The 13,802-nt window shown below is 59.8% G+C and carries 14 protein-coding genes; 10 read left to right on the top strand and 4 right to left on the bottom strand.

Annotation, left to right across the window (positions count from 1 at the left end; all coding sequences use genetic code 11):
- Positions 1-40: 40 nt before the first annotated feature.
- Entirely contained in the window at positions 41-1,033 is a 993-nt protein-coding gene (locus tag AC0ZZU_RS01750; RefSeq protein ID WP_476338552.1) for a hydrolase, read from the top strand.
- A gap of 4 nt (positions 1,034-1,037) precedes the next feature.
- Here AC0ZZU_RS01750 and AC0ZZU_RS01745 read toward each other — a convergent pair whose 3' ends face one another.
- On the bottom strand, positions 1,038-1,892 hold the full coding sequence (locus AC0ZZU_RS01745) for a sulfurtransferase (RefSeq protein ID WP_476338551.1): 855 nt from the start codon (positions 1,890-1,892) through the stop codon (positions 1,038-1,040).
- Positions 1,893-2,017: 125 nt separating this feature from the next.
- Here AC0ZZU_RS01745 and coaD point away from each other — a divergent pair, with 125 nt between their 5' ends.
- Together coaD and AC0ZZU_RS01735 are read left to right on the top strand one after the other, a co-directional pair.
- Complete coding sequence (gene coaD / locus AC0ZZU_RS01740; RefSeq protein ID WP_158458724.1) at positions 2,018-2,497, top strand: pantetheine-phosphate adenylyltransferase; 480 nt, start codon at positions 2,018-2,020, stop codon at positions 2,495-2,497.
- Positions 2,498-2,606: 109 nt separating this feature from the next.
- Positions 2,607-2,858 (top strand): YfhL family 4Fe-4S dicluster ferredoxin, encoded by a 252-nt coding sequence (locus tag AC0ZZU_RS01735; protein ID WP_476338550.1) that lies wholly within the window; start codon positions 2,607-2,609, stop codon positions 2,856-2,858.
- An 18-nt stretch (positions 2,859-2,876) separates the two neighbouring features.
- Here AC0ZZU_RS01735 and mutM read toward each other — a convergent pair whose 3' ends face one another.
- Positions 2,877-3,689 (bottom strand): bifunctional DNA-formamidopyrimidine glycosylase/DNA-(apurinic or apyrimidinic site) lyase, encoded by an 813-nt coding sequence (gene mutM, locus AC0ZZU_RS01730; RefSeq protein ID WP_476338549.1) that lies wholly within the window; start codon positions 3,687-3,689, stop codon positions 2,877-2,879.
- Position 3,690: 1 nt separating this feature from the next.
- A complete protein-coding gene (locus AC0ZZU_RS01725) occupies positions 3,691-4,503 on the bottom strand; it encodes an HDOD domain-containing protein (protein WP_476339105.1) in 813 nt (270 codons plus the stop codon).
- A gap of 191 nt (positions 4,504-4,694) precedes the next feature.
- On the opposite strand from AC0ZZU_RS01725, the gene AC0ZZU_RS01720 reads away from it, so the two are divergent.
- The 7 genes from AC0ZZU_RS01720 to AC0ZZU_RS01690 all read left to right on the top strand — a co-directional run bounded on the left by AC0ZZU_RS01720 (position 4,695) and on the right by AC0ZZU_RS01690 (position 13,180).
- A complete protein-coding gene (locus tag AC0ZZU_RS01720; protein WP_476338547.1) occupies positions 4,695-5,234 on the top strand; it encodes a type 1 glutamine amidotransferase domain-containing protein in 540 nt (179 codons plus the stop codon).
- Between the two features lie 78 nt (positions 5,235-5,312).
- Positions 5,313-6,509: a class I SAM-dependent rRNA methyltransferase gene (locus tag AC0ZZU_RS01715; RefSeq protein WP_476338545.1), complete on the top strand. Its 1,197-nt coding sequence runs from the start codon at positions 5,313-5,315 to the stop codon at positions 6,507-6,509.
- A 330-nt stretch (positions 6,510-6,839) separates the two neighbouring features.
- On the top strand, positions 6,840-7,208 hold the full coding sequence (locus AC0ZZU_RS01710; RefSeq protein ID WP_476338543.1) for a nitroreductase family protein: 369 nt from the start codon (positions 6,840-6,842) through the stop codon (positions 7,206-7,208).
- 18 nt (positions 7,209-7,226) lie between these two features.
- Complete coding sequence (locus AC0ZZU_RS01705) at positions 7,227-8,159, top strand: diiron oxygenase (protein ID WP_476338542.1); 933 nt, start codon at positions 7,227-7,229, stop codon at positions 8,157-8,159.
- Positions 8,156-9,346, top strand: coding sequence for an MFS transporter (locus AC0ZZU_RS01700; RefSeq protein WP_476339103.1), 1,191 nt, complete (start codon positions 8,156-8,158; stop codon positions 9,344-9,346). Before AC0ZZU_RS01705 ends, AC0ZZU_RS01700 begins: the two co-directional genes overlap by 4 nt.
- A 387-nt stretch (positions 9,347-9,733) precedes the next feature.
- Complete coding sequence (gene ilvD, locus AC0ZZU_RS01695; RefSeq protein ID WP_476338540.1) at positions 9,734-11,575, top strand: dihydroxy-acid dehydratase; 1,842 nt, start codon at positions 9,734-9,736, stop codon at positions 11,573-11,575.
- A 213-nt stretch (positions 11,576-11,788) separates the two neighbouring features.
- Positions 11,789-13,180 carry an L-cystine transporter gene (locus tag AC0ZZU_RS01690; RefSeq protein WP_476338539.1) on the top strand — a complete coding sequence of 464 codons (1,392 nt, stop codon included), beginning with the start codon at positions 11,789-11,791 and terminating at the stop codon, positions 13,178-13,180.
- A gap of 42 nt (positions 13,181-13,222) precedes the next feature.
- Here the strand turns inward: AC0ZZU_RS01690 and AC0ZZU_RS01685 are convergent, their stop codons facing one another.
- A complete protein-coding gene (locus AC0ZZU_RS01685; protein WP_476338537.1) occupies positions 13,223-13,735 on the bottom strand; it encodes a dihydrofolate reductase in 513 nt (170 codons plus the stop codon).
- Positions 13,736-13,802: the final 67 nt, after the last annotated feature.

Raw genomic sequence — 13,802 nt, 5'->3', positions numbered from 1 at the left:
TTCCATGGCAAGCTAGGAGGGTCATCTCGAGTCGCCTAGCATGCCAAGCTCTACCACCGCCTTCTGCCCCGCCATCGGCCTTGCCAACCCCCACCTGCAAACCCTGTGGGGGCCTCTGTGGCGCAAGCTACCCGATCTCCCCCGTACCCGCGAGCGCCTGTGGTTGAGCGATGGGGACTTCCTCGATCTTGACTGGCACGGCCCGCACCAGCCCGATGCGCCGTTGGTCATGGTGCTGCATGGCCTGACCGGGTCATCCAGCTCCCCTTACGTCAAAGGGCTGCAGCAGGCCCTGCAGCAACGCGGATGGGCCAGTGTTGCAGTCAACTGGCGCGGCTGCTCTGGCGAGCCGAACCTGCTGCCCCGCAGCTATCACTCCGGCGCGAGCGAAGACCTTGCCGAAGTCGTCAGCCATCTGCGCGCCCAGCGCCCGCTGGCGCCGCTGTATGCGGTCGGCTATTCGCTGGGTGGCAACATTCTGCTCAAGTACCTGGGCGAAAGCGGCTCGGCCAGCCAGTTGCAGGCTGCGGTCGCGGTGTCGGTGCCATTTCGCCTGGATGAATGCGCCGACCGTATCGGGTTGGGATTTTCCCGGGTTTACCAGGCGCACTTCATGCGGGCGATGCTGGCCTATGTCAAAGACAAGCAGCGTCACTTCCAGCACCTGGGCCACCACGAGAACCTCGCCACCCTCGAGCGTCTGGGCGAGCTGCGCAACCTGCGCAACTTCTGGGACTTCGATGGCCGGGTGACTGCGCCGCTCAACGGTTTCCAGGACGCCCATGACTACTACCGGCGTTCATCGAGCCGCTATTTCCTGGGCGACAACCGCACGCCAACACTGATCATCCAGTCCAACGACGATCCCTTTGTGTTCAACCACAGCTTGCCCAGCGCGGACGAGCTGGCGCCGCTGACTCACCTGGAGCTGCACCGCCGTGGAGGCCATGTCGGATTCGTCGATGGGAGCATGCGCAACCCCAGCTATTACCTGGAGCGGCGCATTCCGCAGTGGCTGGTCGAAGGCGTCTGAGCCATCAGTCGCCTTTCGCCACCCCGCGCGCCGCATCGTTGATCCACTCGCTCCAGGAGCCTGCATACAAGCGGCCGAGCGGGTATCCGGCGAGACACAGCGCAAACAGGTCATGGCAGGCCGTTACGCCCGAGCCGCAGTACGCCACGACCTGTTCGGGTGAGCGATCCGCCAGTTTCTCGGCAAAGCGCTGGCGCAGCTCTGCGGCGGGCAGGAACCGGCCGTCAGGCCCCAGGTTGTCGGTAAAGGCGGCGCACTGGGCACCGGGGATGTGCCCCGCCACCGGATCGATCGGTTCGACTTCACCGCGAAAGCGCGGCAGGGCACGTGCGTCGAGCAGGGTCAGGTCAGGTCTGCCGAGACGCTTTTCCAGTTGCTTGGCATCGATCAGCAGGTCCATGTCCGGCTTGCCGGCAAACGCGCCCTCACGCTTTTGCGGCGAATCAAGACTCAAGGGAAGGTGCGCGGCATGCCAGGCCTTCAGGCCGCCATCGAGAATGCTCACGCCATCGCGCTTGCCCAGCCAGGCCAGCAACCACCAGGCCCGGGCAGCGAATGCACCCGGGGCGTCGTCGTAGAGCACTACCTGGCTGTCGTTGTCCAGGCCAAAGCCGCGCAAGCGCTCGACCAGCCGTTCAGGCGCTGGCAAAGGATGCCGGCCGGTATGGCCCTTGATCACTCGGCCGCTCAGATCCCGCTCCAGATCTGCGAAATGGGCGCCAGCGATATGCCCTTCGGCATAGCTGCGCTGGCCGTAATCCACGTCCTCCAGGGCAAACCGACAGTCGAGGATCACCAGGCCGGGCGTATCCAGGCGCTCGGCCAACTGCTGGGGGGTGATCAATTGCGCAAGGGGCATGACAATCTCCTGATGAAAGAACCTGTCCTGAGTCTATAGTGCCTTGAGTCGGCATGCGTGACTTGGCCGGGCGCGGTCGCTGCGCTACCATCCGAGTCGCCAACGCACTCCAGCCAGGATGACGTATGAACCGAGTGTTGTACCCGGGTACTTTCGACCCCATTACCAAAGGCCATGGCGATCTGGTCGAGCGTGCCTCGCGACTGTTCGACCATGTGATCATTGCCGTGGCGGCCAGCCCCAAGAAAAACCCACTGTTCCCGTTGGAGCAACGGGTAGCCTTGGCGCGCGAGGTCACCCAGCACCTGCCCAACGTCGAGGTCATCGGTTTCTCCAGCCTGCTGGCGCATTTCGCCAAGGAGCAAGGCGCGAATGTCCTCTTGCGGGGGCTGCGTGCGGTGTCCGACTTCGAGTACGAGTTCCAGCTGGCCAACATGAACCGGCAACTCGCACCCGACGTCGAGAGCCTCTTCCTCACGCCGTCCGAGCGCTATTCATTCATTTCCTCGACCCTGGTCCGGGAAATCGCCGCGCTGGGTGGCGATATCGCCAAGTTCGTGCACCCGGTGGTGGCTGAAGCCCTGACCGAGCGCTTCAAGAAGTAGCCTGTTCGCGCCAACGCGAAGCGCCCGCGTGCACTGCGGGCGCGAATGCGGCACAATTGTGCTCATTGGTATTGAAATGCCCGGGCTCCCAGCCCCGGCCGGAGTCCCCATGTCCCTGATCATCACCGACGATTGCATCAATTGCGACGTCTGCGAGCCCGAGTGCCCGAACGCCGCCATCTCCCAGGGCGAAGAGATCTACGTGATCGACCCAAACCTGTGCACCCAATGTGTCGGCCACTACGACGAACCACAGTGCCAGCAAGTCTGCCCGGTCGACTGCATTCCCCTGGATGAAGCTCATCCCGAAAGCGAGGACGAGCTGATGGCCAAGTACCGGCGTATCACCGGCAAGGTCTGATGCGCTGCGCCTCTGCGCCTAGCGCTGGCAGCGCGGGCAGAACACACTGGCCCGCTGCCCCAGCTTGACCTCCCGAAGTTCGGTTCCACATACCTTGCAAGGCTGGCCTCCCCTGCCGTAGGTGAACAATTCCTGCTGGAAGTAGCCAGGCTGTCCATCGCCGCCAAAGAAGTCCCGCAGTGTCGTGCCGCCGCGCTCGATGGCATAGGCCAGGATCCGCTTGATCTCGACGCCCAGCTTGAGATACCGCGCCCGCGAAATACCGCCTGCCGCTCGTCGCGGGTCGATACCCGCCGCGAACAGTGCTTCGGTGGCGTAGATATTACCGACCCCGACCACCACTGCGTTGTCCATGATGAACGGCTTGACGGCCATCGCCCGGCCGCGTGACAGCTGGAACAGGCGCTCGCCGTCGAACAGATCGGTCAGAGGCTCCGGTCCGAGATGCGCCAGCAGCGCGTGGTTGTGCGGGTCGTGGCTCCAGAGCATGGCGCCGAAGCGCCGCGGATCGGTGTAGCGCAGGGCCAGGCCCGACTCCAGTTCGATGTCCACATGCTCATGCTTGGCCGGCGTCAGCCCAAGTTCGACCAGTCGCAGGTTGCCCGACATGCCCAGATGGCTTATCAAAGTGCCAGCCTCGGCATTGATCAGCAGATACTTGGCCCGCCTTTCGACCGTCATGATGCGCTGGCCCGACAGGCGCACATCAAGGTCTTCCGGGATCGGCCAGCGCAAGCGGCTGTCGCGCACGATCACGCGGCTGACGCGCTGTCCCTCCAGGTAGGGTGCGATGCCCCGGCGGGTGGTTTCGACTTCTGGCAACTCTGGCATATCAGTGCCCGCTCATGTCTCGAAGGGTCTGTTTGAGGCTTTCGAAGTCGTACTCCGACAGCCCTATGTAATCGAGCACATAAGGAGCCACCGCGTTCCATTCGTGATCCACGCTCTGACTGCCCAGCACCCGGTAGGATGCACAGACGTGCTCGGCCATTTTCAGCACCGCAAGCAGGTTTTTCAGCTGGGTATTGCGCGAGGATTCATCACGGAACACCGCCAAGGCATTGTGGTGGTTGGTGATGGCCGCCGTGATGTGCTCGGGCAGGCGCCAGGACTTCGCGGTGAAATAGCCGACTACCGAGTGGTTGGTGTTGAACACCTGGTTCTCGGTATCGACCACGCGGTGGTTGGGGCCTGCGCTGGCGTAGGCGTCTTCCAGCACTCTCATGTATTCGGGGAAGCGCTTGAGCATCAGTGGCACGCCACAGTCGTGGAACAGCCCCAGTGTGTACGCTTCATCGACCGCCTGCAGGCCCGTGCGCTTGGCCAAGGTCAGGCAGGTCTCGGCCACGTCCTGGGCGGTGTCCCAGAAGCGGTTGAGGGTCACGATGGTCTCGTCGCTCATCTCGCCCTTGATCGATTGGGCATTGATCAGGTTGATGATCGAGCGGCTACCCAGCAGATTCACGGCCCGCTGAATCGAACCGATCTTGTTGCTCAGCCCGAAGTGCGGCGAGTTCACCAGCTTGAGCAAGGCGCCAGACAGCCCAGGGTCCTGCGAGATCAGCTTGGCGATGGTTTCCAGGTCAGGATCGGGCATGTACTGCTCGAACTGCAGGTCGACCATGATCTGCGGCTGCGGAGGAATACTGATCCCTTGCAAGGCTTGCTGGATCTGTTCGGCGGTGAGTTCCTGGGACATACGTGCACACTCGGGGATGAGCGGCAATTTTAACCCTTTAGTCCATTCGGGCAGCAACCACTGATGTAGCCCGCAGGAACTTTCCCTTATGTTCAGGGGCCTCCTTTCTCAGGCCTATTCAGAAAAGGAGTACACCCATGAGCACATCTCTGAGCGGCAAGCGTGTCGCGATACTGGTCACTGACGGTTTTGAGCAGGTGGAGCTGACTGGTCCACGCGATGCCTTGAAGCAAAGCGGCGCCACTGTCGATATCCTCAGTGAAAAAACCGGCAAGGTGCGCGGCTGGAACCATGACAAGCCAGCTGATGAATTCGAGGTGGACGCTACCTTCGATGCGGCCAGCCAGAATGTCTACGACGCAATCGTCCTGCCGGGCGGCGTGCAGAATTCCGATACCATCCGGCTGATCCCGGGTGCGCAGAAGCTGGTGAAGTCCCATGACTCGGAGGGCAAGCCCCTGGCCGTGATCTGTCACGGCGGCTGGCTACTGGTGTCCTGCAAACTGGTCAAGGGCCGTCGCCTGACCAGCTACAAGACCCTGCAGGACGACCTGCAAAATGCCGGTGCCGAGTGGGTCGACGAAGAAGTGGTAGTGGATGGCAACCTCATTACCAGCCGCCAACCCGATGATATCCCGGCCTTCAACAAGAAGCTCATCGAAGCCCTCTCAGGCTGATACCGCTGTTTGTCGTTGGCCGCGCCTGGCGCGTGGCCAACGCGCTATACTCCCGCTCTTTTTTCCCGGAGCGACGTCATGTCCCTGCCCAGCCTTCGCCTCAAAGCCAACGCCGACCGCCGCCTGCGGGCCGGCCACCTGTGGGTCTACAGCAACGAAATCGACGTCGCCGCGACCCCGCTGCAAGGCTTCCGCGCCGGTGAGCAGGCGATCCTGGAGGCGGCCAACGGCAAGGCCCTGGGCGTCGTTGCCCTGAGCCCGAACAACCTGATCTGCGCCCGCCTGCTGTCGCGTGATGCCAAGCTTGCGCTGGACAAATCCTTGCTGGTGCACCGTCTGAACGTTGCCCTGTCGCTGCGTGAGCGGCTGTTCGACAAGCCATGCTACCGCCTGGTGTACGGCGATTCCGACCTGCTGCCAGGCCTGGTGGTCGACCGCTTCTTCGACATCCTCGTGGTGCAACTGGCCTCGGCGACCATGGAGCAGCACAAGGACGACGTCATCGCCGCCCTCGTGCAGGTGCTCAAGCCAAGCGGCATCCTGTTCAAGAACGACTCGGCCGCCCGTGATGCCGAAGGCCTGGGCCGCTACGTCGAGACCGTCTACGGCGAAGTCCCGGACTGGGTCGCGCTGGAAGAGAACGGCGTCAAGTTCGAAGCCCCGGTACGCGAAGGCCAGAAGACTGGCTGGTTCTACGACCACCGCATGAACCGCGCGCGCCTGGCCCCGTATGTCAAAGGCAAGCGTGTGCTCGACCTTTTCAGCTACATCGGTGGCTGGGGCGTGCAGGCCGGCGCGTTCGGCGCCAGCGAAGTGTTCTGCGTCGACGCCTCGGCCTTCGCCCTTGACGGCGTCGAGCGCAACGCCGGGCTCAACGGCATTGCCGACAAGCTCACCTGCATCGAAGGCGACGTCTTCGAAGCTCTCAAGGAGCTCAAGGCTGCCGAAGAGCGTTTCGACGTCATCGTTGCCGACCCTCCCGCCTTCATCAAGCGCAAGAAAGACCTGAAAAACGGCGAGGCCGCCTACCGCCGCCTCAATGAACAGGCCATGCGCCTGCTGACCAAGGACGGCATCCTCGTCAGCGCCTCGTGCTCGATGCACCTGCCCGAAGACGACCTCAACGGTATCCTGCTGACCAGCGCCCGTCACCTGGACCGCAACCTGCAGCTGCTCGAGCGCGGCGGCCAGGGCCCGGACCATCCGGTGCATCCGGCGATTGCAGAGACTCGGTATATCAAGAGCATTACTTGCCGGTTGTTGCCTAATAGCTGATTGCGGGAAAAGACAATAGAAAGACGTCCGGTGTTAGATGCCCAGCATCGGACTCTCTACATGATGTTTAAATACCTGCAATTAATCACGAAATTTCCTACATGTCAGTGGGAAATTTCCACCATAAAAATCAATTGCACTTCTAGAAACTTTGTCTAACCTAAGAAATGTCGCAATGACGCGGTAAATTGAGGAGATACAAAGATGAAAGAAATCCAACTTGAATCAAGAAAGCTGGCCAACCTCAATCAACTGGTGAAAGCCAAGTAGTCTCCAGGACATGAAGCGCAGAGCCGGCCTGCGCTTCAAACACAGGTAATGGAGGACAAGATGATAAATAGCGACGTATTTTTTCTCGCTACTGAAGATGGATTTGTTTGCTGGAATTTTGAAGAGCACAGGCAGTTTGCATTAGGCAGAGACTATGCGCTACGGCTAGTCAGCCTTGTCAGTGGTGATAGCCAAATTAATCATGGAAATTCGATTGACCGGCACGTTGCCCAGACTTTTCAATTAGAGGCCACCGATCTCGGCCTCGGAACATGGCTAACCGGAGCCCTGAATGAAGCGTCGATTGAGGCGATGTTGAATCTTAGCAATCCTGCTGAGCAGACGTTATTTTTTGTCGGCGCAGGTTACACCGACGGATCGGACACGCCTGCAGCGTTAAAGGATTTGCTGAACTCACGCACCGATTAACGATGGAGCACAAGCCTAATGAAAAGTGCGCCTCCTCAAGGTCGCTCTGCGGCAGTATTCCGGAATTGGTACACCTCAAGTACGGTACGCTGCCGACCGTATCATTACCTGTTATCAGAGCAAGATCTTCAGGAAGCCGATCCAGACCGATGGTTTCCGAGCTCCATGGCTCCCGCCCTTGCTCATCCCTGTATAGCAAACCTTAATTCACCAGAGCGTCTACTTCTTCATATCAATCATCTAACCTACTTTTTAGATTACACCACCGATTTGGAAATAATCCATGTCAATAAAGCTGTAAAATCTATTACGCATGGCGCATTAAAAGAGCACTTTACCCCTGCCGACCATCGGGCAGCTCTGAAACTTTACGTTGATGAGGGATATCACGCCCTTTTCTCTCGGGAACTTGCTGACCAACTGAAAACCCATTTTGGACTCGAGCGCACAAACTCGGCACGACTCAAGGCATTGTCTGAAATTGTGGCTACAGCGCCATCGTCACATCGAGCGCTAACACGCTTCATTATCGCTTTTGTATCAGAGACCCTGATCACCAAAGAGCTATTTAATCTTTCTCGTCAAATGCTGATACCCGGGATATACCATTTGTTGCGAGACCACCTCAATGACGAGGGAAAACACTCAGTCTACTTTTCCAACTGCTTCGAAAGACTATGGCCAAAGCTTTCAAAGTCACAGCAAGATTTCACTGCGCGCCTCCTGCTGGAGGTTATTCTTATTTTCGGCCGTCCTGATAAAAAATTTGTATCTTCTTTACTCGACTTCGATTCAACGCAAGAAAATCAAATATTGTCGGACTTAGAAGCTCGGGCAAAAGAGCGTATCTCAGTATTAGCCATACCTACTATGCAAGCTTTGAGACGCACCACGTTCTTTCAGGACCATGAAACACTATGCCTGTTCAGAGCCAGTGGAATACTTACATGACATCTGGCAAAGCAAGCAAAAATAGCCGACCGCTAGTTACATTACTGACACTAATGAACTTGCTCGGCGTATTTCCAGTAGACGTCGTACTACCTTCCTTTAAAGCTTTAGGGCGAGAATTTTCTGTAGGAAGTAGCGAAATTTCTTATTCTGTAAGTCTTTTTGCCATGGGTGTAGCCATATCACAGTGCTTTATCGGACCGCTCTCAGACCGCATAGGCCGCAAGAAACTCTTACTAGCGGGACTTTATTTATCGATGACGGGGGCAGCCGGATGCTGTCTAGCCTCTAGCTATGCAGAGTTCATGGCTTTCCGGATGTTACAGGCGCTGGGATGCGGCTGCTTTGTACTTACTCAAGCTCTAGTCCAGGATATATACGCCGGACATAAACGCAATGCTATGCGGATAATTTTAACGACAGCTAGCGGGTTATTTATTTCACTATCCCCGCTTGCGGGAAGCGCACTGCAACACCTGCTGGGCTGGCAGGGCAGCTTTTATGTATTCTTCGGCTTGGCTCTATTGGCCGCAGTTATTTGCTGTAGGCTACTGACGGAAAAACCCTCAGATACCTTCTCAAATATCGGCCTGCAGAGCTACGGCATTTTAATTCACGATTATATATTCTTATCCTACTCAACGCTTTCTGCTCTCGCTTTTACATGCCATTTCTCATTTATCGTCGTTTCACCATTATTGCTCATGGATCGCCTAGAACTTTCCGAATATGAATTCTCGCTTGTATTTCTCGGCTACGGAGGAGCTTACGTAACGGGTGGAGTCATCGCCAGCTTGATCAATGGAAGGGTGTCCTCCCATTCGCAGATCGGGGTTGGCCTGGGACTCATCGGCTTCGCGGGCATGGTGCTCGTGATCTGGCTCACGCTTGGAACTTTGTCTGTAGCAACCCTCCTAGTGCCTATGATTATCTGCACCGCCGGCACAACGATAACAAGGCCCGCTGCCACCTCATCAGCCCTAGAGCGCCATCCTGCACGCGCAGGTGCTGCAGCGGCGCTCAACAACACCATGCTCTTCGCAATCGGCGGCTTGGCGAGTGGGCTGATTGCTTTGATAGAGGACAGCCTCTCAATGAGTCTAGGGCTCGGTTTCATGGGGGTAAGCTTGTGCGGGGGATTGATGCTCAAGTGGCTGTCATCCCGCGCTTGTCCCGCGGCTAGGTAACCTGCTGAAGTGATGTTCCGGCGAGGGCTTCGCCGTCCTTTTGCTACAGGAGGCCGACTCTCACAGGTGCTTGGCTGCGCTTGGCATAGGGGAGAATGATGCCGCGGCAAGACCGTAATGGGACGATAGGGTCGTTCGAGCGCCACACGATCCACCGGCGTAAAGCGGCCAGCCATCCACATCGGCATTCCTTCACCGCGCCAGCGGTGTAGAATCGGGCTATTCATCGCCAGACATCCCCGGCGGGTTTATGAGCTCTGGTCGAACACGCGGCGATCCCGCGGTACTTCGGCCTCATCCGTGCCAGTGGCAACCGGCCTTCGGTGCAAAGGACAAGAGAAGCTCACTCCCCTTTTTGTGACCTGATTCAGCCGCCAGGAGTGCTTCATGCCTGATTATCGTTCCAAGACTTCCACCCACGGCCGCAACATGGCCGGCGCACGTGCCTTGTGGCGCGCCACCGGCATGAAGGACGACGATTTCAAGAAACCGATCATCGCCATCGCCAACTCGTTCACCCAGTTCGTCCCGGGTCATGTGCACCTGAAGGACCTGGGCCAGCTGGTCGCCCGGGAAATCGAACGCGCCGGTGGCGTGGCCAAGGAATTCAACACCATCGCGGTCGATGACGGCATCGCCATGGGCCACGACGGCATGCTGTACTCGCTGCCGAGCCGCGAGATCATCGCCGACTCCGTCGAATACATGGTCAACGCCCACTGCGCCGACGCCATCGTGTGCATCTCCAACTGCGACAAGATCACCCCCGGCATGCTGATGGCGGCCCTGCGCCTGAACATCCCGGTGATCTTCGTGTCCGGCGGCCCGATGGAAGCCGGCAAGACCAAGCTGGCGAGCCACGGCCTGGACCTGGTCGACGCCATGGTCATCGCCGCCGACTCCACCGCCAGCGACGAAAAAGTCGCCGAGTACGAGCGCAGCGCCTGCCCGACCTGCGGTTCGTGCTCCGGCATGTTCACCGCCAACTCGATGAACTGCCTCACCGAAGCCCTGGGCCTGGCCCTGCCGGGCAACGGCTCGACCCTGGCGACCCACTCCGACCGCGAGCAGCTGTTCCTGCAGGCAGGCCGCACCATCGTCGAGCTGTGCAAGCGCTACTACGGCGAGAACGACGAGTCGGTGCTGCCGCGCAATGTCGCCAACTTCAAGGCATTCGAGAACGCCATGATGCTCGACATCGCCATGGGCGGGTCCACCAACACTATCCTGCACCTGCTGGCCGCGGCCCAGGAAGCGGAGATCGAGTTCGACCTGCGCGACATCGATCGCCTGTCGCGCAGCGTTCCGCAGCTGTGCAAGGTGGCGCCGAACATCCAGAAGTACCACATGGAAGACGTCCACCGCGCTGGCGGCATCTTCAGCATTCTCGGCTCGCTGGCCCGCGGCGGCCTGCTGCACACCGACCTGCCGACCGTGCACAGCCGCAGCATGGAAGAAGCCATCGCCAAATGGGACATCACCCAGACGGACGACGAAGCAGTGCATCACTTCTTCAAGGCCGGCCCTGGGGGCATTCCGACCCAGACCGCCTTCAGCCAGTCGACCCGCTGGGAAACCCTGGACGACGACCGCGAAAAGGGCTGCATCCGCAGCTTCGAGCATGCCTATTCGAAAGAAGGTGGCCTGGCCGTGCTGTACGGCAACATCGCGCTCGATGGTTGCGTGGTGAAAACCGCCGGTGTCGACGAGTCGATCCACGTGTTCGAAGGCAACGCGAAGATCTTCGAGAGCCAGGACAGCGCTGTGCGCGGCATCCTTGCCGATGAAGTGCAGGCCGGCGACATCGTGATCATCCGCTACGAAGGCCCGAAAGGCGGCCCGGGCATGCAGGAAATGCTTTATCCGACCTCGTACCTGAAGTCCAAGGGCCTGGGCAAGGCCTGCGCCCTGCTCACCGACGGCCGCTTCTCGGGCGGAACCTCGGGCCTGTCGATCGGCCATGCCTCTCCGGAAGCCGCAGCCGGTGGTGCTATCGGCCTGGTGCGTGATGGCGACAAGGTGCTTATCGACATCCCCAACCGCACCATCAACCTGCTGGTCAGCGATGAAGAGCTGTCGCATCGCCGCATCGAGCAGGACAAGAAGGGCTGGAAGCCTGTCGAGGTACGTCCCCGCAAAGTGACGACCGCCCTCAAGGCGTACGCACTGCTGGCAACCAGCGCCGACAAAGGCGCGGTGCGTAACAAGGCAATGTTGGACGGTTTGTAGGAAACGTCTGAAAAACAAAAACCGGCGCCTCGTGCGCCGGTTTTTTTATGGGGTGGGATGTAGGCTTGAACCCTGGGCGCAGTGCTGGTTATTCCTAGATGCTATAAGCAAATTCCATCTAGATATAAATTCGTTCGTTTTCAGGCTGTTAGCATTTGTGTTCGCAATCGCACACAGAGGCGATGCTCACCTTTCTGCTTTTCCGGAGCTTCAATGAACCTGCCGTTGTCACTTAACCTGCTAGCGTTCCTGGCCTTGTTGCTGGGCCTGGCGAAATTCCCGCGTCCCGACTGGAGCCTGGCGAAGAAGGTCCTTCTGGGCCTGATCCTCGGCGTTGCCTTCGGTGCGGTGCTGCATGCGATCTACGGCGCCGGCCATCCGGTGCTCAAGGCTACCATCGGCTGGCTGGACCTGGTTGGCGTGGGCTACGTCCAACTGCTGCAGATGATCATCATGCCGCTGATCTTCGCCTCGATTCTCAGCGCAGTGGCGCGCTTGCACAACGCCTCTTCGCTGGGACGTATCAGCGTGCTGAGCATCGGCACGCTGCTGCTGACCACCGCCATTGCGGCCTTGATCGGTATCGTGCTGACCAACCTGTTCGGCCTCAGTGCCGAAGGGTTGGTCGCCGGGACCCAGGAAGTGGCCCGCATGCAGGCCATCCAGAGCGATTACGCGGGCAAGGTCGCCGACCTCAACATCCCGCAGCTGCTGCTGTCGTTCCTGCCGAGCAACCCCGTGGGCGACCTGGCCCGCGCCAAGCCGACCTCGATCATCAGCGTGGTGATCTTCGCCGTGTTCCTGGGGATGGCCGCGTTGCAACTGCTCAAGGATGATGCCGAGAAGGGCAACCGCGTGCTCGCCGCCATCGATACCCTGCAAGCCTGGGTAATGCGCCTGGTGCGCCTGGTAATGAAACTGACGCCGTACGGCGTGCTGGCCCTGATGACCAAGGTGGTGGCCAGCTCCAACCTGGACGACATCCTCAAGCTGGGCAGTTTCGTGGTGGTGTCCTACCTGGGGCTTGGACTGATGTTCGTGGTCCACGGTGTGATTCTCGCGGCGACCGGCGTCAGCCCGCTGCGCTTCCTGCGCAAGGTATGGCCGGTGCTGACCTTTGCATTCACCAGCCGCTCCAGCGCCGCCAGCATCCCGCTGAACATCGAAGCGCAGACCCTGCGACTGGGCGTGCCGCCGTCGATCGCCAGCTTCTCCGCATCATTTGGCACCACCATTGGCCAGAATGGCTGCGCCGGTCTCTATCCTGCCATGCTGGCGGTGATGGTCGCCCCGGCGGTGGGCATCGATACCTTTGACCCATTGTGGATTGCCACCCTGGTGGCCATCGTCACCTTGAGCTCGTCAGGTGTGGCTGGCGTAGGTGGCGGCGCGACCTTCGCGGCGCTGATCGTGCTGCCGGCGATGGGCCTGCCCGTCGAGCTGGTGGCGCTGCTGATCTCGGTCGAGCCCCTGATCGACATGGGCCGTACCGCGTTGAACGTGAACGGCTCGATGACGGCGGGGGTGGTGACAAGCCAGTTGCTCAAGCAGACGGACCATGAGGTGATGGGGTCCGAGGAGCATGCGGAGTTGAGCCGGACCTGATTCTGCTGACCGCCGCCCCAGATGGGGGCGGTGGTCCACCTTCTAGCGCTTGTCCCAGACCTCGAAATGATAGGCAGGCCCTTCAGATGCCTGCGCCTCGCTCGACATCAGTTCCCAAGAGTCTTTGTCGAACTCGGGAAACCACGCGTCCCCTTCCGGGCTCAGCTCGACCCGCGTGAGGTACATGCGGCTGACCAGACCCCGCTCCAGCGCCTGGTCATACAGCTGCGCGCCACCGATCAGCATCAGCTCGCCCACACCCTGCTCCAGCGCCCACTGCTCTGCGCGAACGAGTGCATGCTCCAGCGAGTCGAACACCTCGGCACCCTCGAGCACCAATCCAGGCTGACGGCTGACCACGATGTTCAACCGCCCCGGCAACGGGCGGCCGAGCGAGTCCCAGGTCTTGCGGCCCATGATGATCGGCTTGCCCAGGGTGGTGGCCTTGAAATACTTGAAATCCCCCGGCAGGTGCCAGGGCATGCTGTTGTCGATGCCGATGACGCGATTCTCGGCGAGGGCCGCGATCAGGCTGAGGGGCAGAGATGTTTTCATGCCGGCGAGGATAGCAAAGCCCGCCCCTGGATGCCTGGGTTATGCTTTCCCATTGAACAGCCCAACG

This window comes from Pseudomonas sp. JE3303, assembly GCF_056312565.1.
This window is presented reverse-complemented; position numbering and strand designations above follow the sequence as displayed.